Below are 19774 nucleotides of genomic sequence, written 5' to 3'. Positions count from 1 at the left end.
GGTCAGGAGATCTTGCGCAGCGCGGCGGCCGGGCGCAGCGAGGCGGCACGCCAGCCGCCGAACGCCGCCGCGATCAGTGCGCCGAGTGCGGCGAGCAGCACCGCGAGCAGCAGAGTCCTGAGCTCCACCGGCGCGGTCAGGTGCACCGAGACGCTGTGCACGAGCGAGGACGGCCCGCCAGCTGGACCGCCGATGGTGACCGGGCCGCCGTCGAGCTGCTGGCCTCCGCCGCCCTGGGGCAGCGAGCCGGTGGCGGCGGTGAGCGTCGGCGCGAAGTGCGCCACCATCGCCGCGCCCGCGAAGCCGAGCCCGATCCCCAGCGCCCCGCCGAGCAGCCCGACCGCGATCGCCTCCCCGGCGACCTGCCGCACCACCCGGGGCGAGGTCCAGCCCAGCGCCTTGAGCGTGCCGAACTCCCGCACCCGGCGGCCGACCGCCGAGACGGTGAACAGCACCGCGACGGCGAAGGCCGCCGCCAGCACCGCGATCGCCAGCCACTTGCCGAGGTTGTCCGCCAGCGACGCGGCGTTGGCCAGCGAGCCGGTGACCGATCCGGCCAGGCTCGCCGACGAGGTGACGGTGGCGCCCGGCATCGCCTGCTGGATCGCCGCCTGAACCTGCGCGATCTGCGACGCGCTCGCGGCCTTCACGTAGACCGTGGTGACCTGGTTCTTCTGCGCGGCCAGCGCCTGGAGCCCCGACAGCGGCAGGTACACGTTCGCGCCGCCCGAGCCGGACGGGGCGGTCGCGATGCCGACCACGGTGAACGAGGTGCCCGAGAGCGTGAGCTTCGAGCCGCCCTTCAGGCTCTGCTGCGAGGCGTATCCGGCGTCGACCACCGCGACGTCCGCGCTCGCGTCGGCCGCGGCGAGGTTGCGGCCCGCGGTGATGCTCACCGTGGACAGCGGGCCCATCGCCGGCCGCGTCGGGTCCACGCCGAGCAGGTTCGTCGGCGCCACGCCCACGCTCGCCCCGGCGGTCGGCGGCGTGCCGCCGTCGAAACGCTGGATGGTCGGGCCGGTGCTCGTGCCCTGCGACTCGCTCAGCTGGCCGGTGATCTTGATGTCGAGGGCTGACAGGCTCGCCGCCACCGCCTGCACTCCGGCCAGATGCGCGATGCGGTCGAGCGCCGAGGCGGCCATGGTGCCCTGTCCCGGCCCCGGCACCACGGCGTCGGTGTTCGTGGCCGCCGTCTTGCCCGCGCCGGTCGTGCCGTTGAGCTTGAACTCGCGCGGCCCGGCCGTGCCGTTCGCGGCGTTCTGCGTGACGGTCAGGTCGGTGCCGACGCCGTAGAGCGAGTGCAGTACCTGCGTCTGCGCGCTGCGCACTCCGGACGACGCCGCCGTCACGGTGATCACCAGGCCGATGGCCGAGGCCAGCCCGACCACGACGACCAGCGCCTGCCGCGACCGGCGTCTCAGTTCTCGCAGAAGGTAGGTGAGGAACATCGGCACTCCCTTGCGTCCGTCGGATTCGGGCGCGCCTCTTGGCGCCCGCAACGACGCTCGGGCCGGGCGATGAGGGATCGATGTCGAACGGATGAGAGAACGATGAGGGCCCCGGCCCCGGTTTCTCCTCCTGGAGGGGGTTGACACGGACCAGTGGTCTAGTCCACCTTAGGTAGGCCGCAGGCGTGGCCGAACGAGGACCCTGACACATCCGCCGCAGGTCATGAAAGAGTTCCGCGTTGCCCGATCCCACCCGAGACCTCCAGCGGATCTGCCTCGTCCTGCCGACGGACCGGGCCTGCGAGGAGATGATCGCGGCCATCGGCGCCGAGGCGCATCACGCCGCCGACCACTTCGACGCCGAAGTCCACCTGCTGATTCTCGACTCGGCGGACGAGCACGCGTACGCGGTCCACGCCGCGATGCTCAACGGGATGAGCCGCTCGCCGCGCGTGATCGTCCACCACGCCGACGAGGCCGCGCAGCGGGACTTCCTGCGCCGGGTGATCCGCGCCGCCGGCCCCGCGAAGCCAGACCTCGTACTCGATCTGATGCTGCCTGGCGGCGTCTCCTACGGAGCCTGCACCAATCGCGCGTTCCTCTACGCGAGCGCGCTGGGCTGCGAGTCGATCCACCGCAGGGACTCCGACAGCCGTTACCAGACGGCGCGCGGCCGCCCGGTCTTCCCGATCCACCACGAACTCGCCACGGTCGGCAGGCGCGCGATCGAGGCGGTGGACGAGGTGAGCGAAACCGACTGGAAGCTGCTCGACCCGGCGTACGCGCACCGGCCGGTCGCGTTGGTCGGCGGCTCCTTCGTGGGCGAACTCTCGGTCGACCTCGGCGAGATCCACGAGCTTGACCGCGACGCCTACCGCGAGCTCGTCGGCCTGCGGGCGCCGGGCCACTGGACGCCGGAACGCAGGCGCGCGCTGGTCGAGGAGTCGCTGCGCGGGGCCGGGAGCGAACCCTTCGTGCGCGATCACTCGGTCCTGACCGTCGTCGACCCGATGCGGGTCGGCATGTGCAACGTCGCTTTCCACCATGAGGTATACGAACGCGTACCGCTGCCGCCCGCGCTCGACACCATCGGCAGCGACTACTTCCTCATGCACCTGATCCAGTCCGCCGGGCTGCCGGGAGTACTGCACAACCGCGACATCGTGAACTTCTACACCACTGAGCGGCGCACTGACGCCGGGTTCCCGGCTTATCAGTTGCGGTTCGCGAAGTCCCTGCTGTCAATGCTCTACCTCAACTTCATCTACGGGCGGATGGAGGAGGCGGGCTCATCGCTGCTCGACGCGTCGGACCACGTGCGGCCCGACGCGGTCGCCGAACTGGCCAGGCTCAGCGCCGGACTGGACCGCGCCGAGAACGTCGAGCGCCTGCGCGTCATCGACGGCTGCTACCGCGGGCTCGGCGGCCGGTACGCCGAATTCGCCGTGCTGCTGGCCGAGCGCGGTCCCCGGCTGCTCGACGAGGCGCAGGCGGACATCGAGGACTTCGCGCTGCTGACCGAGCTCTGGCAGGGTCTGGTACAGGCGAGTAAGAGCACGGACATCGGTCCGGTCGGCCGGCCCGGGGCGCCGGGGCGCAGGCGGTAGTCGGCGGCGCCCGCAACCGCGAACGCCGCCGACCGGGGTGGTGCTATGTCACTTCTGCCGTATCAGCTGGAGAATATCTGGAGTTCGGAGAGCTGGCCGGCGGGCCAGACGGTGTTGGCGGTGAAGGTCAGCTTCACGTACCGCACGGAGCTCGACGTGAACGTGACGCTGGCCGTGTTGCCGGTCGACGGGTTGAACGTGTAGCCCTGCGAAGCGACCAGCGTGGTGTAGTTGGTGCCGTCGGTGCTGCCCTGGATGAGGATCGTCTGCGTGCGGGTGCCCCACGAGGTGGACGGCGGCAGGTCCATCACGATCCTGCTGATCGCCGTCGACGAGCCCAGATCCACCTGGAACCACTGCGGGAACGCGTTGTCCGTGCTCTCCCAGTAGCTGCTCGTGTTGCCGTCCACGGCGTTGGAGGGCACGTACGTCTGCGTGTACCCGCTGGCCGTGACGGCCTTGTTCAGCGCCAGGTTGGTGTTGGTGGCGACGCCGGTCCCGGAGAGCGTGACGGTCAGTGGGCTGCCGGGGGCGTTGCTGGCCACCGACAGGGTTCCGCTGGCCGCGCCGCCCGCGGTGGGCGCGAACTGGACGCTGACCGTGCAGCTCGCGCCGGCTGCCAGCGAGCTGCCGCAGGTGTTGGTCTGCGTGAACGGCGCGCCGGCCGAGACCGAGGAGATCGTCGCCGCGGTGCCGCCCGGGTTGGCGACCGTCACGGTCTGCGCGCCGCTGGTCGACCCGACGTTCACGTTGCCGAACGACAGGCTCGACGGCGACGCCGTCAGGGCACTGCCGTTCGTGGCGCCGCCGGAGAAGATCTGGAACTCGGACAGCTGCGCCGCGCTCCAGCCGGTGTTGGCGGTGAAGCTCAGCTCGACGTACCGGGCGCTGGTCCCGGACGGCAGGGCGACGTTGACCGAGTTGTTGGCCACCGCCGGGTTGAAGGTGTAGTTGGCCGAGCCGACGATCTGCGTGAAGCTCGTGCCGTTGGTGCTGCCCAGGACCGACAGCGTCTCAGTGCGCGTGTTCCACGCGGCGGACGGCGGCAGGTTCAGCGTGAGCGAGCCGATCGACGTCGTGGAGCCCAGGTCGACCGTGATGTTCTGCGGGTACCCGGCGCCGTCGGTGCTCTCCCAGTAGGTGCTGGTGTTGCCGTCGGTCACGTTGGACGGGACATAGGTCTGGAAGGAGCTGGTCGCGGTGGCCGGCTGGCCCTGCGCCAGGTCGGTCGTCGCGGTCAGGCCGCGGCCGGCCAGCGCGACCGTCAGGGGACTGCCGGGCGCGTTGCTGGCGATCGACAGCGTTCCGGTCAGGTTGCCGCCGGTGGTCGGCGCGAAGCTCACGTCGACCGTGCACGAGCCGCCCGCCGCGATCGAGCCGCCGCAGTTGTTGGCCTGGCTGAAGCCGGCGGTGGCGCTGATCGAGGAGACCGCGGCGGCGGTGGTGCCCGGGTTGGTCACCGTCACCGCCTGCGCGGCGCTGGTGGAGCCGACGTTGACGTTGCCGAACGACAGGCTCGTCGTCGAGGCCTTCAACGCGCCCGGCTGCACCGGGTCGGGGAAGGTGGTCAGGTCGGGCGTCGTACTCCAGCCGGAGTCGCCGGTGCCGAGGTTGAACGTGTACGCGCCGGGCGTGTAGGCGCCGCTGTTGTAGCCGTCGTTGTAGGCGCCTGATACGCCGATGCCGCTGGCGGTCACGCCGCTCACGCTCGCCGAGCCGCCGGTCTCCGCCTGCATCACGGTGGTGCCGGTGTTCTGCACCTGCACGTTGCTGATGTTGACGCCGGTGACGGTCATGCCGGTGCCCGCGCCGCCGACGAACTCGAAGGCCTCGTACGGGCTGTCGAGGATCGCGCCGCCGCTGTAGTTGACCGTGACGTTCGTGTACGAGGTGTCATACGCGTCGAACTGGACGGCGCCCATCGGGTGGGTCCAGTTCGGGTTGTACGCGCCGGTGCGGATGAGGTAGTTCCCCGACACGGTGATCGTGCCGGACAGCGGGGTGAACGGCTGGAGGAACGCCTCGTTGGAGATGTCGATGCCGCTGCCGAGCGGCTCGGTGTCGGCGACCACGTTGTTGGAGATCGTGTTGTTCGAGCCGCCGTAGTCGGCGATGCCGTTGGCCAGCGTCGGCTGCACGATGGTGTTGTTGCTGAACGTGATGCCGGAGTCGGCGCTCGGATACGACCAGATCGCCAGGCCGTCGTCGCCGTCGTTGCGCAGGAAGTTGTTCGTCACCGTGCAGTTGGTCGCGTTGCCGTTGAAGTTCAGGCCGTCCGCGTCGGTGGACTCGACGACGCTGTTCTTCACGGTGCAGTTGCTGTTGCCGTACTGGAGCCAGAACCCGACGTTCGTGTCCTGAATCCAGAGGCCGTCGACCGTCCAGCCGCTGCCCAGCGAGCCGTCGATCGCGTTGGCGGTGCTGTCGTCGTGCCGGCCGACCGTGTTGCCGAGGATGGCGAAGCCGCTGAGGTTCACCGGGCCGGACACCGAGCCGCCGTTGTGGATGAACATGTTGGTCATGATCTGCGAGTACCAGTAGCCGGCGCCCACGATCGTGGCCTTATTCACCTGGAGCGCGGAGCCGACCTTGTAGGTGCCCGGCGGGATCCACACCGAGACGTTGGCCGTGTTCGCCGCGCTGATCGCGCTGTTGAACGCGCTGGAAGAGTCGTTCACGCCGGTCGGGTCGGCGCCGTAGCTGTTCACCGAGAGCGAGCCGGCGGGCTGTGACGCGGCGGCCGGGGCGTTGTAGAAGTCGGCGACGTCGATGGTGTACGGGGTCGCGCTGTTGCCGGAGTCGACCTGGAGCTTGACCGTGGTGCCGGACGCGTACGTCTGGCCGAACATCATCCGCACGTCGTCGTAGAGCTTGTGCACCTTGCTGCCGGTGATGTTTCCGGTGCTGATGTAGCTGTACGCCGAGGTCATCGAAAGCTGCTGACTCAGCTTGGTGTTGTTGACGTACACCGACAGTGTCCCCGAGGAGCCCTGCGGGACGGAGTAGTGCACGTCGATCGCGTTGGCCGAGTTCGTCAGGGTGAACTGCACGTACTGGCCCTGCGCGGACAGCTGCACCGCCCGGCGGCCGGAGGCCTCGGTGGCGAGGTCGCCCTGGGTGAAGTCGGGGCCGATGACCGTGCCGTTGGTGGAGGCGCTTTCGGCCTCGTATTCGGTGAACGGGACGCTCGCGCCGGTGCCGCTCGGCACGCTGAACGGGGACTGGGCCCAGTACGGCGGGGTTCCCGGGCCGTTCATGGCGAGCGCGGGCGGTGCGGCCAGCACCGCGGGAAGAGTGGCGAACGCGGTTGCGGCGGCGAGGGCCGCGGCCGTCAGCCGCGCTCGCCGCCCGGCCGCCGTGGGCAGGCGGCCTGGGGAGCGAAGTGGGATGGACATCAAGTGTGGGGCCTTTCACTGGTGACGGGTGTACCCGTGACGGCGCGCCGGCTTTGGGGCATGGCGGAACAGGATGTCGGTGGGTGCGATCGCTGGAGCGGAGCGTAGAACTTTCGACACCTGACCGCAATAATCACGGTGAAAGTTAGAAACATCTGCAAGACGAGCTGCAAAAAATTGCAGACACCCTGTCCGATTTGCAGCTCAGGGTTCGACGACTGCCGGGTTCGTTGGCGTTTCGGACGGTGTCGGCGGGGCGGATGGTGCAGGCGGCGATGGTGATGCAGGTGGCTGCGACGGTGCCGGTGGCGGGGGCGGTGTGAGCGCCGACTGGTCGCCGGCGCACCCGGCTGCCGAGCACCTCGGCCGCCTGCGGCTTGGGCAGGCTGAACGAAGCGTCCTGCGACGTGCGGCTGGTCAGATAGCGATCGATCACAGGGCTCGCATACTTGGTGAGCGTCGCGACGGTCACCATGAAGGCGGCGTCCCGCGCCGGCTCCCAGACGGTGACCACGATGCCGAGCACGTCCCCGTTGCCGGCCACCGCGCCGGCGCCACTGAACCGGCGCTGGATCCGCGCCTGCGATCTCGGTTCGAGCTGGGCGCGCTCACCGGACAGGTCCTTCTCCATGACCGCGGCGTTCGCGGTCACCCCGGCGTCCACCCCTTCCGGGAAGCCCCAGGCCCGCACCAACTCGTCGCGGTTCCATGTGCGGCGCGGCTCACGCTGAGGTACGTTACTCGCTCGTGATCGCCGCGCCACTGTGTGTTGCGAATTCGCCTGCTGCGGGAGCGGGTCTGATGCTCAGTGGACGACTTTGCTGACGACCCAGTGGTTGCGGCCGAGGCGGCGGGTGCGGGCGAACCCGCGGCTCTCGAACATCGATACCGTCCCGTTGTAGAGGAAGGACGCCGAGATCGACCGGCCGTCGCTCTCCTCCGGATAGCTCTCCACGATTCCGCCGCCGAGCCGCGCGATCTCGCGCAGCGCGCCGTCGAGGGCGGCGGAGGCGACGCCCTTGTGCCGGTAGCTGCTGTCGATGAAGAAGCAGGTGATCCGCCAGTCCGGCAGGGCGGCGGCGTCCTTGGCGTACTCGCGGCGGTGCTTGATGCGCGGCAGCTCCTCCGGCGACCCGAACTGGCACCAGCCCACGCAGGCCGCCTCGTCGAAGACGAGGGCGGCATGCGCCCGCCCCTCCAGGACCCGCGCCTCCTTCTCGGCCCGGTTCTGCGCCACGGTCTTGGCACGGCCCACGCCCTCCTCGTGGAAGCCCATGCACCAGCAGCCGCCCCACATCCCGTTGTGTCGCTCGACCAGCTGCTCGAAGTCAGGCCACGTGGAAGCGTCCAGAGCTTTTATATACATGCCCTTCATGTTCTACCCCGTAGTCGGTGCGGAAACGGTACATGTTCGGCTGGCGGTCTTCGGCATAAGGGAAGGTTACGATACCCGATCATCCGTCGGCTTCTTCCTGCCCGCATCTTTCTGCTCGCCGCTTACATTTCCCTTACATCGCGTTGCGTAGCGTGGTGGTCATGGCTGGCAGAGCGGTTTCCGGCAGAGCGACCAAACCACTGGCCGCGTGCGCGGTGCTCAGCGTGCTCGCGCTGACAGGGGCGTGCACGACGAGCCCGGCGGGCGGACCGGCGGCTTCGCCACGGTCGGCGCCGCCCTCGCCGGTGCAGTACGCGGGCGGCCCGGTCGCGGGGCTGCCCGCCGGGGCGACGCAGATCAAGCACGTCGTGGTGATCATGCAGGAGAACAGGTCCTTCGACAGCTACTTCGGGACCTACCCCGGCGCGGACGGCATCCCGGCGAACGTGTGCGTGCCGGATCCGGCACGCGGCGGGTGCGACCGGCCGTTCCACGATCCGAACGACGTCAACGGCGGCGGCCCGCACGGCCAGAGCAACGCCACCGCCGACATCGCCGGCGGCGCGATGAACGGCTTCGTCGGGCAGGCGGAGAAGTCGCGCAAGGGCTGCGCCGACCCGAACAACCCGGCCTGCGGCGGCAGCGGCGTGCCGGACGTGATGGGCTGGCACGACGCCCGGGAGATCCCGAACTACTGGACGTACGCGAAGGACTTCGTGCTCCAGGACCACATGTTCGAGCCCAATGCGTCCTGGTCGCTGCCCGAGCACTTGTTCATGGTCTCCGAGTGGTCGGCCCGCTGTACGCAGCACGACAACCCGGCGAGCTGCGTCAACGAACTACAGAACCCCGGCCAACCGCCGGACTTCAAGGGCAAGGCCAAGCGCGGCTCATCAGGCAACCAGTCCGGCGCCGGCCCGATCTACGCCTGGACTGACCTGACCTATCTGCTGCACAAGGAGGGCGTGAGCTGGGGCTACTACGTGGCCACCGGCACCGAGCCGGACTGCGCGGACGACGGCTCGGTCAGCTGCGCCCCGATCAAGCAGAACGCGAAGACGCCCGGCATCTGGAACCCGCTGCCCTATTTCGACACCGTCAAGGACGACGGACAGCTGGGCAACATCCAGTCCGTCGACAGTTTCCTGGCGCAGGCCGCGCAGGGCTCGCTGCCCGCCGTCTCCTGGATCACGCCCTCGGGTGACGTGAGCGAACACCCGCCCGGACGGGTCTCGGCGGGACAAGCCTACGTGACGACGCTGATCAACGCCGTGATGAAGAGCCCCGACTGGAACTCGACCGCGATCTTCCTGGCCTGGGACGACTGGGGCGGCTTCTACGACCACGTCGCCCCGCCCCGCGTCGACCAGAACGGCTACGGCCTGCGCGTGCCCGGCCTGGTGATCAGCCCGTACGCCAAACAGGGGACGATCGACCACCAGACCCTCAGCTTCGACGCCTACGACAAGTTCATCGAGGACCTCTTCCTGCACGGCCAGCGTCTCGACCCTGCCACCGACGGACGGCCCGACCCCCGCCCCGACGTGCGCGAGAACGCCCCGCAACTCGGGGACCTGATGTCGGACTTCGACTTCAGCCAACCCGCGCGACCGCCGGTGATCCTCTCCACCCATCCCGCGCCGGGGCCCGCGTCGGGCTGATCGGTTCCAGGCCTGCCCGGCTGTCTCGTCCGATACGGATCCGAACCCAGATCATGAACATCATCGAGAGCGCGTTGAGCAGCGCGACAGCGCAAGAGCAACACGTATCGCACGGGTGGTCAGTTCAGCGCGCTTGACAGCCGCTGGCGCTCGAAACTTTCGAGACAATCGGGTCACGTGCCGCCACCTGCGCAGCGTGCCGCGGCGTCGAAAAACCGGGTCGTGAGAGCGGTCTCAACCGTTGACAGTCAATTTGCGCTGCGCTTACCTTTGCCTCGCCCTTACGCCCGCGGATCCGAAAATTTCGGGCCGGACGAAGCGGCATGTCGGCCTGAGGAGGCAATCGCATGAAACGACGCAGTTTCCTCGCGATGGGCGCCGCCGGAGCGCTCGCTATACCCGCTCTGTCCACCACTACCGCGCGCGCCGCGACCTCCGGGTCGGCGCTGCCCGCCGACGACGCGGCCGGCGCCGCGCTCGGCGTGCCGGCGGATTCGCTGCGCGCGCTGGCGGCGCGGATCGGCCTGCGCATCGGCACCGCGGTCATCCCGTTCGACCTGGACACCGCCGGCTACCCGGACGTCCTGGCGAACCAGTTCTCGGTCGTCACCCCGGGCAACGAGATGAAGTGGCAGGTGGTCGAGCCGCAGCAGGGCGTGTTCGACTGGTCCGGCGCCGACCGCCTCGTGGCGTTCGCGCAGCAGCACGGCCAGCTGGTGCGCGGCCACACGCTGATGTGGCACAACCAGTTGCCGAACTGGCTGACCACGGGGGTCTCCAACGGGACGATCACCAACGGCCAGCTGGCGGACCTACTCAAGCAGCACATCTTCACCGAGGTCTCGCGTTTCCGCGGCCAGATCTGGCAGTGGGACGTCGCCAACGAGTTCTTCGTCGACGGTAACCCGTCGCACATCAACCCGAACGACTTCTGGGTCTCGCACCTCGGGCCGGACATCATCCCGCAGGCCTTCCGGTGGGCGCATCAAGCCGACCCGGGCGCGCTGCTGTTCTACAACGACTACAACATCGCGGGCGAGGACGGCACGAACGCCAAGAGCGATGCCGTCTACGCGTGGCTACAGCAGATGCTGGCGCAGGGCGTGCCGATCCACGGCGTCGGCGACCAAGGACACCTCGACACCCAGTACGGCTTCCCGACCAAGATGGCGGCCGATCTTCAGCGGTTCGCCGACCTCGGCCTGAAGGTGGCCATCACCGAGGCGGACGTGCGCACGTTCGTCGACGGCCCGACGACGCAGGTGCCCACCGACCACCTGGGGCCGTTCGCGCACTCGTACTTCTTCACCCAGATGCTCCAGGCGGCTCTCGTGGTGCCCGAGGTGATCTCGTTCACCTTCTGGGGCTTTGGCGATGCGGACTCGTGGATCCCGGGCTTCTTCAAGGGCGAGGGTTACGGCACGATCTACGACGTCAACCTCCAGCCGAAGCAGACCTTCTTCGACCTTCAGTCGGAGCTGAAACTGGCCGTGCACGGCGCCCCGCGGCACGCGGGCGACGACAACAACGACGACCAGGGCTGACGACCGGCCGACACGGCGTCGCCTATAAGCACACGTTCTCGGTAAGCGCAGGTTCTCAGTAAGCACGGCCACAAAGACCGCGGTGTGCACGTCCCGGGACGGGGACGTGCACACCGCGTCGTGCTTACGCGTCAGATGTCCGGCTGAAGTGGCGAGCAGCCGCGATCAGCAGGCTCCGTCAACAGACTGTGTCAACAGGCTCCATTGTCGTTCCACGCGCCGGACGCGCCGCCCGGGACCTCGTTGTAGTTCCACTGGTTCGCGGTCCAGTTGTGGCCGTTGTACGAGACCTGCATCCCGGCCGTGTAAGCGGTCGTCGAGTTCCACGCCGTGGCGCACGTGCCGCCACCGGTGCCGCCGCCTGTGGACGAGGCGCTCGGCGAGGGGCTGGCGCTGGTCGGCGGCGGGCTCTGCGGCGGGGTGGCCCCGGCGAACTGCGCGTCGTACTTCGTGAAGTCCCAGTCGTTCTGCGGAACGCTGGAGCAGCTGCCGGAGAGCGTGCCGTTGTTGTTCGGCGGGTTGCACTGGCGGTCGCGGTTCACCGACCAGAACGTGTACCGGCCCAGGTGGTTGCTCTCCGCGAAGTTCAGCACGCTCTGGAAGTCGGCCTGGTAGAAGTACTCTGCCGAGTCGGTGCGGCCGTTCATCGACGAGACGCCCTCGTGCGCGTAGGCGGTCGCCGCGCTCCAGCCGAAGGTGCTGGTCAGGATTCCGTTGAACGCCTGTAGGGCGCTGATCTGGCTGGATGCGCCGCTGAAGCCGCCGTCGAAGGGCATGATCGAGTAGTTGTTCGGCGTGAAGCCCAGCGTCTTGGCCTCGTCGAGCAGTTGGGTGCCGAACCAGCCGGTGCCCGCCGCGGTGCCCGGGATGGTCACCGAGATGTAGAGCCCGGCGTTGTTGCGCTGGAGGATCTGCGCGGCGCCGAGTTCGTTGGCGATGGCCGTGGAGTTCTCGTATTCGGGCTCTTCCAGGTCCAGGTCGATCGCGTGCAGCCCGTAGGCGTTGATCACCTGCTGCTCGGCAGAGGCGGTCGCCGAGGCGCTGCCGCAGACCTGGCCCAGCTTCGTGCCGTTGTAGCCGCCGAAGGACACCGACACGTCGCCGCCGGCCGAGCGCAGGGAGCTGATCTGGCTGCCCACCGCGTCGGAGCCGGAGACCGTCGAGCCGCCGCCGTCCCAGGCGGGCGCGCAGGAGCTGTTGTTCTGGGCCAGCACGAAGGCCAGCTCGAAGGCCTTCTCGCCGGTGGCGGCCATGACGGTGTTCAGGTTGGGCGGGGTGTTGTCCAGGGGCATGTCGTACGGCGCCGAGGCGTACCAGTTGTTGCCCAGCGCCGTGGCGGCCTGGGCGCTGGTCGCGGACACGGCGATCGCGGCCGCGCCGATCATCGCGCCTGACGCGGCCACCGCGAGGGCGGCCCTGAATCTGCGCATTAACGCTCCTTCGTTCTGGGCGGATATCAGGAACGGAAAGAGACAGCGCGCGCCGGACGCCGCATCCGAGGAGAAAAATGGACTAGACCTGTGGCGGTGTCAAGGATCGAGACGTCACGATGTGCCAGGCGCTCGAAGCAGCTCGCCACACGGCGTTCGAGTGCGCGGTCTCCGAGCACGCCGTGTTCGAGTACACGGTTTGAGTACGTGGTGTTCGAGTACACAGCGGACCACGACATCTGGGCGTGCCGGTCAGGCCGGCCGGCATGCCCAGATCACGCGCGTCCAGATGTCACGGATTCACGAACACGACCTCGACGGGCTCCCTCGCCGCGATAGCCAGGGGTTCGGCTACACGGGATCGGGCTGCGCAGTGCTCGACGAAACAGTGCCGGATGACGCAGGGGCCAACTCCGCTGCGGCTGCGGTCGCGATCTCGTCCATGCGGCGCACCATCTTCTCCGCGTCGGCTCGCGAGATGGCGGCGGAATCGACGTGGAACGAGATCCGCAAGCCGCCGGGGATGTCGTCGACCTCGACGAACAGTTTGTCGTGCGGCGGATCGTCGTGACCACGCAACCACCGCAACGCGCTCGGCGGCGGACCGTCGGCCGAATCCCGCGGAGGCGCGCCCGCGGACTGGACGGCGCGCGCCGCCGCGCTGACGTCGTGCCGGTCGTTGATGAACAGGCCGGTGTCGAGTTCGACGCCGCGCTCCCGTTCGACGTGAGTCCGCAGCGCGACCATGTCCTCGTGGTCGAAGTACGCGTACTTATACCCCTTCATCACGGACCGCTGCACGCGTTGCAACGCCTCGCCGAACGGCACGTCGGCGACGTCGAGCACGCATATCCCGGCCTGCGCGACGGTGCACACGACATCGGCGAGCCCCGGGCGGAAGCGATTGCCCACGATCGGCCGGATCACCACCGGGTTGATCCCGTTGACCTGGTGCAACCCGACCGCGAGGAGCGTCATGAGGACGGTGGACGTGCCCGATCCGCTCGCGGCGGCGAGTTCGCGCACCGGGGGCAGCAGCGCCCAGCTGTCGAACTCGCCGTGCCAGTAGCGCGGCTGGTCCGCGGCGCCGGGATTGTGGAACCGGTCCGGATCGATGGAGCGGAACACCTCCTCCCAGTAGCGCATCGCGGCGGCGCCGTGCCGTCGCCCGGCCGGCGATCGCTGCCACTGTGCCTGCGAAAGCGGTGCCAGGCCGTCGACCGGCGCAGCGTCCTGAGCCGCCATCTCGCGCAGCATCACGCCGAGCCCGGCGGCGTCGGCGGCCAGATGGCTGATCATCGCCGCCATGTGCGTCGGCCGTCCCCGGTGCAGGATCGTCGCCATCCGCACCGGCCACTCGGCGGTGAAGTCGAGCCCTGTGTCGCGGTACCGCTTGCACACCGCCTCGGCGACCTCGGCCGGATCGTCGTCGCCCGCGTCGACGACGTCCAGCGGAAGCTGTCCGGAGGCGTGCACGACCTGAATCGGCCGATCCGCGTCGAGGCGCAGACGGGTGCGCAGCGACGGGTAGCGGCTCATTGCGTAACGCAGAGTGCCGAGGATTGTCTCGACAGTCATCCCCTCGGGCAGTGCCGTCACGCCGCCGAGTGGTAGCCAGCTGGCCAGGGCGGTTATCGTCGCCCAGTTCTCCTTCTGGCCCCACGAGAGCTCGCCCTCGCCCGCGCCGTCGCCTTCGAACGCGACCATGATCTGTTCCCGTGCCCTGGTCATCGCCAGCCTCCGACGGGTGCCATTACGGTTATGTCCGGTAAGAACGTAAGAACCGTGCGAAAGTGTAGCGGCGTGTCGAGTGCTGCGGACCGTCCTCGGCGAAACTACGGATGCCACCACGCGGCTTCGTTCCGTTACTGATCGGTCACTCGGGCGCGAATCGGACGTCGAAACTTATACGTACCGTGACTGGATATTCGCCCTCGGTCGAAGAATCGGCTGTAACTACCGCTTGATACTCACTCATCGTGACAAACGGCGGGTCGGTCAGGTACTGTCACTGATCGTGTGTCCGGCCACTCGCTGACGGAACAGTCGCACCGGCACACCCGCCGAGTCCGCGTACCCGCCCCAAGGCGGCAGCGGAGCCGGGGACCCATGAGTCCCTCGGGGTGAATCGGTGCTCAATGTGACCGGTATTTGACGGTTGGTAGCCGTCGCCGCTCCCACGTGCACTGTAGGGCGAATTCCTTGCGCCCGAACCCGTCAGCTAACCCGGTAGGCGGCGCAAGGAGAGGCGACACCTGCCGTGGGCGTGATCAAGCTCCCTTTCTCGCATGCCAAGAAGTACATCCCGAGTCGGCGCAGCATGGCCGGCGCTGGCGCCGCCGTCGCGATGCTCGCGGGGCCGCTCAGCCTCGTGACTGCGGGCGCGGTGAGTTCAACCGCCGCCGCATCGGCGACATCGGCCAACGCCGCGTATGCCGAGTCGGCGCCGGACGCGCTGGTGGCGAAGTTCGTCGCCGCGAGGTCGGCTACCCCCGCCAAGCGCCCGGCCGCACCGGCGTCGCTCGCCGCCAAGCCCCCGATGTCCAAACCTCCGGTGCCCAAGCCGGCTGCGCCCAAGGCTCTGGCGAGCGCGCCAGCGGCTGCGCGTGCCGCTGCGTCTGCGCCGAAGCCCGCGGTCAGGGCGGCCGTCGCCAAGCCGGCCGATCCGTACGCGGGTGTCACCGCCGCGCAGCTTGAGCCGGCCGGCCTGTACGGCTACCAGGAGTATTTCGTCGCGAGCCCTGAGCAGTGGCAGAACGCGAAGACGATCGTTCGGGTCGCCCAACGGCGCGGCATGTTCCCGTACGCCGCGGTTATCGCCATCGCCACCGCGTTGCAGGAGTCCACGCTGCGCAACCTGACCGTCGCCGTCGACGCCGACTCGCTCGGCCTGTTCCAGCAGCGTCCTTCGATGGGGTGGGGCAGCGCGAGCCAGCTGACCGATCCCGCCTACGCCACCGGGGCCTTCCTCAGCGCCCTGACGCAGTACGCGCCGGCCTACGGCTCGATGCCGCTGTGGCAGGCCGCGCAGGCCACCCAGCGTTCCGGCTACCCCACCGCGTACGCGCGCTGGGAGGACCAGGCGGCGCGCATGGTGGCGCAGATCGCCGCAGGAGGCTGACAGCTCCCTGTCGCCCCGGCGCCAGCGCCGGGCCGGGCGGCTCTGCTCACGGCCCGCGTCTCGTCTACGGACGCGGGCCGGAGCGCCACCGTGGCGGAAGTGATGAGCGTGGACGAAGCGGGAACAATGCAAACGCTCGTCATGCGTCTCAGAAAGCTGCGGAGGGCCGACCACCGATGAAGCGCCCGTTTGCTCGGCCGGGCCTGTCGCCCTATGACGCCTACCGGCAGCCTTCCGCGCCACCGCGGTCCGGGGCGGCCCGGGTGACCTGGCTCGGCGTCTCCACGCTGCTCGTCGACGACGGCGCCACTGCCCTGATGATCGACGGCTTCTTCACCAGGCCCGGCCTGCTGCGCGTGCTGACCGCGAAGATCGCGCCGCGGACGCGGACCGTCGCCGAGTGCCTGCGGCGGGCAGGCGTCTCCCGGCTGGCCGCCGTCATCTGCGCACACTCGCACTACGACCACGCACTCGACGCTCCGGCGGTGTGCGCGCAGACCGGGGCTTTGCTGGTCGGCTCTGCGTCCACTGCGAACATAGGCCGGGGGCAGGGCCTGCCCGAAGACCGCATCCTGGTGCCGGAGACGAACAGCCCGCTCGCCTTCGGCACGTTCACCGCGACGCTGATCGAGTCCGTACACAGTCACGGGGACCGCTTCCCGGGGCGCGTCGACGCGCCGCTGGTCCCGCCCGCGCGACCGTCTTCGTGGGCTACCGGTTCCTGTTACTCGATCCTCGTCGAGACCGGCGGCGGTGCTCACAGCCTTCTGATCCACGCGAGTGCGAACTACGTGCCCGGCGCGCTGCGCGGGCAGCACGCCGACGTGGTCTACCTCGGCGTCGGCGAACTGGGCAAGGCCACTGCCGCCTTCCGTGACGCGTACTGGAACGAGGTCGTCGTCACAACCGGGGCGCGTCGTGTGGTGCCCGTGCACTGGGACGACTTCTTCCGCTCACTCGACCGGCCGGTGCGGCCGCTGCGTTACTTCGCCGACGACTTCGGCGCCACGATGCGGTTCCTGCTGGATCGCGCGGCTGCGGACGGCGTCGAGGTGGCGATCCCGGTGCCGTGGCGGCCGGCCGATCCCTTCGCCGGGTTCTGCGAAGGCTCGCCCTGACGGGGATCTGCTTCGGCGCAGGCTTTTTCTGACGCGGTCTTGCCGCATTTCGAGCGTGCCGTCATAGTGCAACGTGTCCGCCGGCGCACGTCCCGTACCGATCAGTGAATCATGGTTCTGCGGTCCCGGCCTGGAGGCGGTATGCCCGGAACAAGCGTGCCCGCGACGATTTCCGTACCGTTCAGCGGCGAAGGCTCGGGAATCGGCGAGCTGACCTGGGGCCAGCGTGAGATCCTGCGCGCGGTCCGCCTCTCCGGGCACTCGATCTTCCTCGGCGGCGTCACACCGCTGCCGGAGAGCTGGACCGTCGACGACGTCGTACTGCGCGTGCGGTTCCTCATGCGCCGCCACCAGTCTCTGCGCACCCGGCTCGTGCGCGACTCTCGTGGCGGCGCCAAGCAGGTTCTCTCGGCGTCGGGTGAGCTCGTGATCGAACTCTACGACGCTTCCGAGGAAGAGGACGAAGATCCCAGGACGCTGGCCGACGCGGTGAACAGCCGTTACGGGCAGACCGACTTCGACGAAGAGCACGAGTGGCCGGTGCGCGTCGCCGTCGTCCGTCGCAGCGGGGTGCTCAGGTACGCGGTCTTCGTCTACAACCACCTGATGATCGACGGGATGGGCCTGGCCGCGCTGCTGAGCGACCTGGCCACCATGGATCCGGTGACCGGGGACGCGCCGCCGGTCACCGCGTTGCAGCCGCTGGAGTTGGCCGCGCGTCAGAGTACTGCTGCGGCACGCCGCCAGCGTGAGGCGGCCCTGCGCCATTGGGAGGCCATCGCCCGCGCCGTGCCGTGTCGTCAGTCCACGGTGGCGGATCCGCAGGACCCGCCGTACCGCGAGCTGTGCTACCGCTCGCCTGCCGGGCTGCTGGCGACCCGGTCGATCGCGGCGCGCCGCGGTACCGACACCGGACCGGTACTGCTCGCCGCGTGCGCGGTCGCGCTCGGCCGGGTGACCGGGATCAGCCCGGTCGTGCTGCTCAGCGTGGTGAACAACCGCTTCCGCCCCGGGCTGGCCAACGCGGTCATGCAGCTGGCCCAGCGCGCGCCCTGCCTGTTCGAGGTCGAGGGCCGCAGCTTCGAACAGGTCTTGGCCCAGGCGCGGCGGGCCTCGCTGCAAGCCGGCGTGTCCAGCTACCTCGACCCGGACGAGTGTGACCGCATGCTGGAGCGGGTCGAGCGGGAACGCGGCGAGCGGGTGGACCTGTCCTGCTTCTACAACGACCGGCGCGTTCCCGGGACTTCGGAGACGAACCGCGTGGCGGACCCCGAGGAGATCAGTCGTCTGCTTCCCGGGACCTCGTCGAGCTGGCGCGGCCGACTCGGCACGCAGGACAACGAGTTCTTCCTGCACATCAACGACTCCCCGGACGCGCTCGACTTCCTCATCTGCGCTGACTCCCGCTTCCTCGGCCCGGCCGGACTTGAGCGCTGTGCGCGCGAGTTCGAGGCCGTACTCATTCGTGCGGCGACCACCTAAGATCCGATGTATCGGTTAAGCGCGGCCGAGCACTCGTCGGTCGACCGTCAGCGTGTCCGAGTGGGTACTCTCACATAACTCCAGCTCAAGTGCGGTTCAATTGATCAGAAGCGTGTTGGATCGACATCGAATCTTGACTTATATTTCACGGCGACGCAACATCGTGAGGGCTTTTCATCCGATCACCCACACTTCGGAGTCACGATGGTTGAACGACGAACACCGCGCCGCCGCGCACTGCTCGGCGCCACGTGCGCGGTCGCACTGCTCAGCGCCTTTGCGGCAACGCACGCGGTCCCCACCGGCACGACCCGGTTGACCGACGCCGTGCCGGCCGCGAGCAGCGCGCCGATCTATCTGAACACCAGCTACACCTTCGAGCAGCGCGCCGCGGACCTGGTCTCCCGGATGACGCTCGCGGAGAAGGTCGCGCAGCTGAGCACGACGAGTGCTCCGGCGATCCCGCGGCTCGGCGTGCAGCAGTACACGTATCAGGCCGAAGCCCAGCACGGCGTCAACTATCTGGGCGCCGACCAGAACAGCGGCGGCCACCCGAACCCGCCGGTCGCGACCAGCTTCCCGACGAACTTCGCGTCCACGATGTCGTGGGATCCGGGTCTGGTGTATCAGGAGACCACTGCGATCTCGGATGAGGCGCGTGGGTTCTTGGACAAGTCGTTGTTCGGTACCGGGCAGAACAACCTCGGCCCGTCGTCCAGCGACTATGGCTCGTTGACGTTCTGGGCGCCGACGGTGAATCTGGATCGTGATCCGCGCTGGGGTCGTACGGATGAGGCGTTCGGTGAGGATCCGTACCTGGTCGGGCAGATGGCCGGGGCGTTCGTCAACGGCTTTCAGGGCAACAACATGTCCGGCCAGCCGCTCAACGGCTACCTGAAGGCCGCCGCGACCGCGAAGCACTACGCCCTGAACAACGTGGAGCAGAACCGCACCGGCGTGTCCTCCAACGTCGACGACGCCACGCTGCGCGAGTACTACCTGGCGCAGTTCCAGAGCCTGATTGAGAACTCGCATGTCGCGGGCCTGATGACGTCGTACAACGCGATCAACGGCACGCCGGCGGTGGCGGACACGTACACGGCCAACCAGATCGCGCAGCGCACGTTCGGCTTCAACGGGTACGTCACTTCAGACTGCGGTGCGGTCGGTACCACGTATCAGAACCCACCGAGCGGGCATGCCTGGGCACCGCCGGGCTGGAGCACCGACGGCGGCGGCAACAACGCCGTCTGGACCAACACGACCTCCGGGGCGAAACTCTCCGGCCAGGCCGGCGGCGAGGCGTACTCGCTGCGCGCCGGGACCGACGTGAACTGCGGCGGCAACGAGAACACCGTCCCGAACATCCAGGCGGCGATCGATGCCGGGGTCCTGAGCCAGGGCGTGATCGATGACGCGTTGGTGCACCTGTTCACGATCCGGATGGAGACCGGTGAGTTCGATCCGGCGTCGCAGGTGCCGTATACGTCGATCACGAAGTCGGTGATTCAGAGTCCGGCGCATCAGGCCTTGGCGACGCAGGTGGCGGACAACTCGCTGGTGCTGTTGAAGAACGCGAACGTGTCCGGGACC

The 19774-nt window shown here is 68.8% G+C and carries 13 protein-coding genes and 1 riboswitch; of the genes, 7 read left to right on the top strand and 6 right to left on the bottom strand.

All coding sequences use genetic code 11. From position 1 onward, the window contains the following. Positions 1 to 2: 2 nt before the first annotated feature. A complete protein-coding gene (locus VGS97_RS02155; protein ID WP_326851445.1) occupies positions 3 to 1448 on the bottom strand; it encodes an ABC transporter permease in 1446 nt (481 codons plus the stop codon). Positions 1449 to 1687: 239 nt separating this feature from the next. Here VGS97_RS02155 and VGS97_RS02150 point away from each other — a divergent pair, with 239 nt between their 5' ends. Beyond that, positions 1688 to 3055, top strand: a complete 1368-nt coding sequence (locus tag VGS97_RS02150; RefSeq protein ID WP_326851444.1) for a DUF6271 family protein — start codon at positions 1688 to 1690, stop codon at positions 3053 to 3055. 62 nt (positions 3056 to 3117) lie between these two features. Here the strand turns inward: VGS97_RS02150 and VGS97_RS02145 are convergent, their stop codons facing one another. The 3 genes from VGS97_RS02145 to VGS97_RS02135 form a co-directional block, all read right to left on the bottom strand. After that, positions 3118 to 6450 (bottom strand): discoidin domain-containing protein, encoded by a 3333-nt coding sequence (locus tag VGS97_RS02145; RefSeq protein ID WP_326851443.1) that lies wholly within the window; start codon positions 6448 to 6450, stop codon positions 3118 to 3120. 145 nt (positions 6451 to 6595) lie between these two features. Then, positions 6596 to 7144: a hypothetical protein gene (locus VGS97_RS02140; protein WP_326851442.1), complete on the bottom strand. Its 549-nt coding sequence runs from the start codon at positions 7142 to 7144 to the stop codon at positions 6596 to 6598. Between the two features lie 111 nt (positions 7145 to 7255). Beyond that, on the bottom strand, positions 7256 to 7816 hold the full coding sequence (locus VGS97_RS02135) for a GNAT family N-acetyltransferase (protein WP_326851441.1): 561 nt from the start codon (positions 7814 to 7816) through the stop codon (positions 7256 to 7258). A gap of 170 nt (positions 7817 to 7986) precedes the next feature. On the opposite strand from VGS97_RS02135, the gene VGS97_RS02130 reads away from it, so the two are divergent. After that, entirely contained in the window at positions 7987 to 9486 is a 1500-nt protein-coding gene (locus VGS97_RS02130; protein WP_326851440.1) for an alkaline phosphatase family protein, read from the top strand. A 347-nt stretch (positions 9487 to 9833) separates the two neighbouring features. Beyond that, positions 9834 to 11030, top strand: coding sequence for an endo-1,4-beta-xylanase (locus tag VGS97_RS02125; RefSeq protein WP_326851439.1), 1197 nt, complete (start codon positions 9834 to 9836; stop codon positions 11028 to 11030). A gap of 191 nt (positions 11031 to 11221) precedes the next feature. On the opposite strand, the gene VGS97_RS02120 is transcribed toward VGS97_RS02125, so the two are convergent. Further along, positions 11222 to 12460 carry a chitinase gene (locus tag VGS97_RS02120; protein WP_326851438.1) on the bottom strand — a complete coding sequence of 413 codons (1239 nt, stop codon included), beginning with the start codon at positions 12458 to 12460 and terminating at the stop codon, positions 11222 to 11224. Between the two features lie 351 nt (positions 12461 to 12811). Beyond that, the gene (locus VGS97_RS02115) at positions 12812 to 14191 is read right to left on the bottom strand and encodes a condensation domain-containing protein (RefSeq protein WP_326851437.1); all 1380 of its coding nucleotides are present in this window, start codon (positions 14189 to 14191) and stop codon (positions 12812 to 12814) included. Between the two features lie 320 nt (positions 14192 to 14511). Further along, positions 14512 to 14711, top strand: a riboswitch (cyclic di-AMP (ydaO/yuaA leader). Between the two features lie 15 nt (positions 14712 to 14726). Here VGS97_RS02115 and VGS97_RS02110 point away from each other — a divergent pair. From VGS97_RS02110 to VGS97_RS02095, 4 genes are all read left to right on the top strand, one after another. Continuing rightward, positions 14727 to 15581 (top strand): hypothetical protein, encoded by an 855-nt coding sequence (locus VGS97_RS02110; protein ID WP_326851436.1) that lies wholly within the window; start codon positions 14727 to 14729, stop codon positions 15579 to 15581. A 176-nt stretch (positions 15582 to 15757) separates the two neighbouring features. Continuing rightward, positions 15758 to 16699 (top strand): MBL fold metallo-hydrolase, encoded by a 942-nt coding sequence (locus tag VGS97_RS02105; RefSeq protein WP_326851435.1) that lies wholly within the window; start codon positions 15758 to 15760, stop codon positions 16697 to 16699. 141 nt (positions 16700 to 16840) lie between these two features. Further along, positions 16841 to 18181 (top strand): condensation domain-containing protein, encoded by a 1341-nt coding sequence (locus VGS97_RS02100; protein ID WP_326851434.1) that lies wholly within the window; start codon positions 16841 to 16843, stop codon positions 18179 to 18181. Between the two features lie 204 nt (positions 18182 to 18385). Next, the coding region (locus VGS97_RS02095; protein WP_326851433.1) for a glycoside hydrolase family 3 protein at positions 18386 to 19774 on the top strand (1389 nt) is incomplete at its 3' end.

Origin of the sequence: Actinocrinis sp., from assembly GCF_035946395.1 — a bacterium.
In the GTDB taxonomy this organism is placed as follows: domain Bacteria; phylum Actinomycetota; class Actinomycetes; order Streptomycetales; family Catenulisporaceae; genus Actinocrinis.
Note: the sequence above shows the minus strand (reverse complement) of the source record. Positions and strands in the feature narration are given on the sequence as shown.

Coding starts and splice junctions, on each gene's coding strand:
- VGS97_RS02130 (WP_326851440.1), top strand. CDS start 7,987: ATGGCTGGCAGAGCGGTTTCCGGCAGAGCGACCAAACCACTGGCCGCG.
- VGS97_RS02145 (WP_326851443.1), bottom strand. CDS start 6,450: ATGTCCATCCCACTTCGCTCCCCAGGCCGCCTGCCCACGGCGGCCGGG.
- VGS97_RS02115 (WP_326851437.1), bottom strand. CDS start 14,191: ATGACCAGGGCACGGGAACAGATCATGGTCGCGTTCGAAGGCGACGGC.
- VGS97_RS02125 (WP_326851439.1), top strand. CDS start 9,834: ATGAAACGACGCAGTTTCCTCGCGATGGGCGCCGCCGGAGCGCTCGCT.
- VGS97_RS02155 (WP_326851445.1), bottom strand. CDS start 1,448: ATGTTCCTCACCTACCTTCTGCGAGAACTGAGACGCCGGTCGCGGCAG.
- VGS97_RS02100 (WP_326851434.1), top strand. CDS start 16,841: ATGCCCGGAACAAGCGTGCCCGCGACGATTTCCGTACCGTTCAGCGGC.
- VGS97_RS02120 (WP_326851438.1), bottom strand. CDS start 12,460: ATGCGCAGATTCAGGGCCGCCCTCGCGGTGGCCGCGTCAGGCGCGATG.
- VGS97_RS02135 (WP_326851441.1), bottom strand. CDS start 7,816: ATGTATATAAAAGCTCTGGACGCTTCCACGTGGCCTGACTTCGAGCAG.
- VGS97_RS02105 (WP_326851435.1), top strand. CDS start 15,758: ATGAAGCGCCCGTTTGCTCGGCCGGGCCTGTCGCCCTATGACGCCTAC.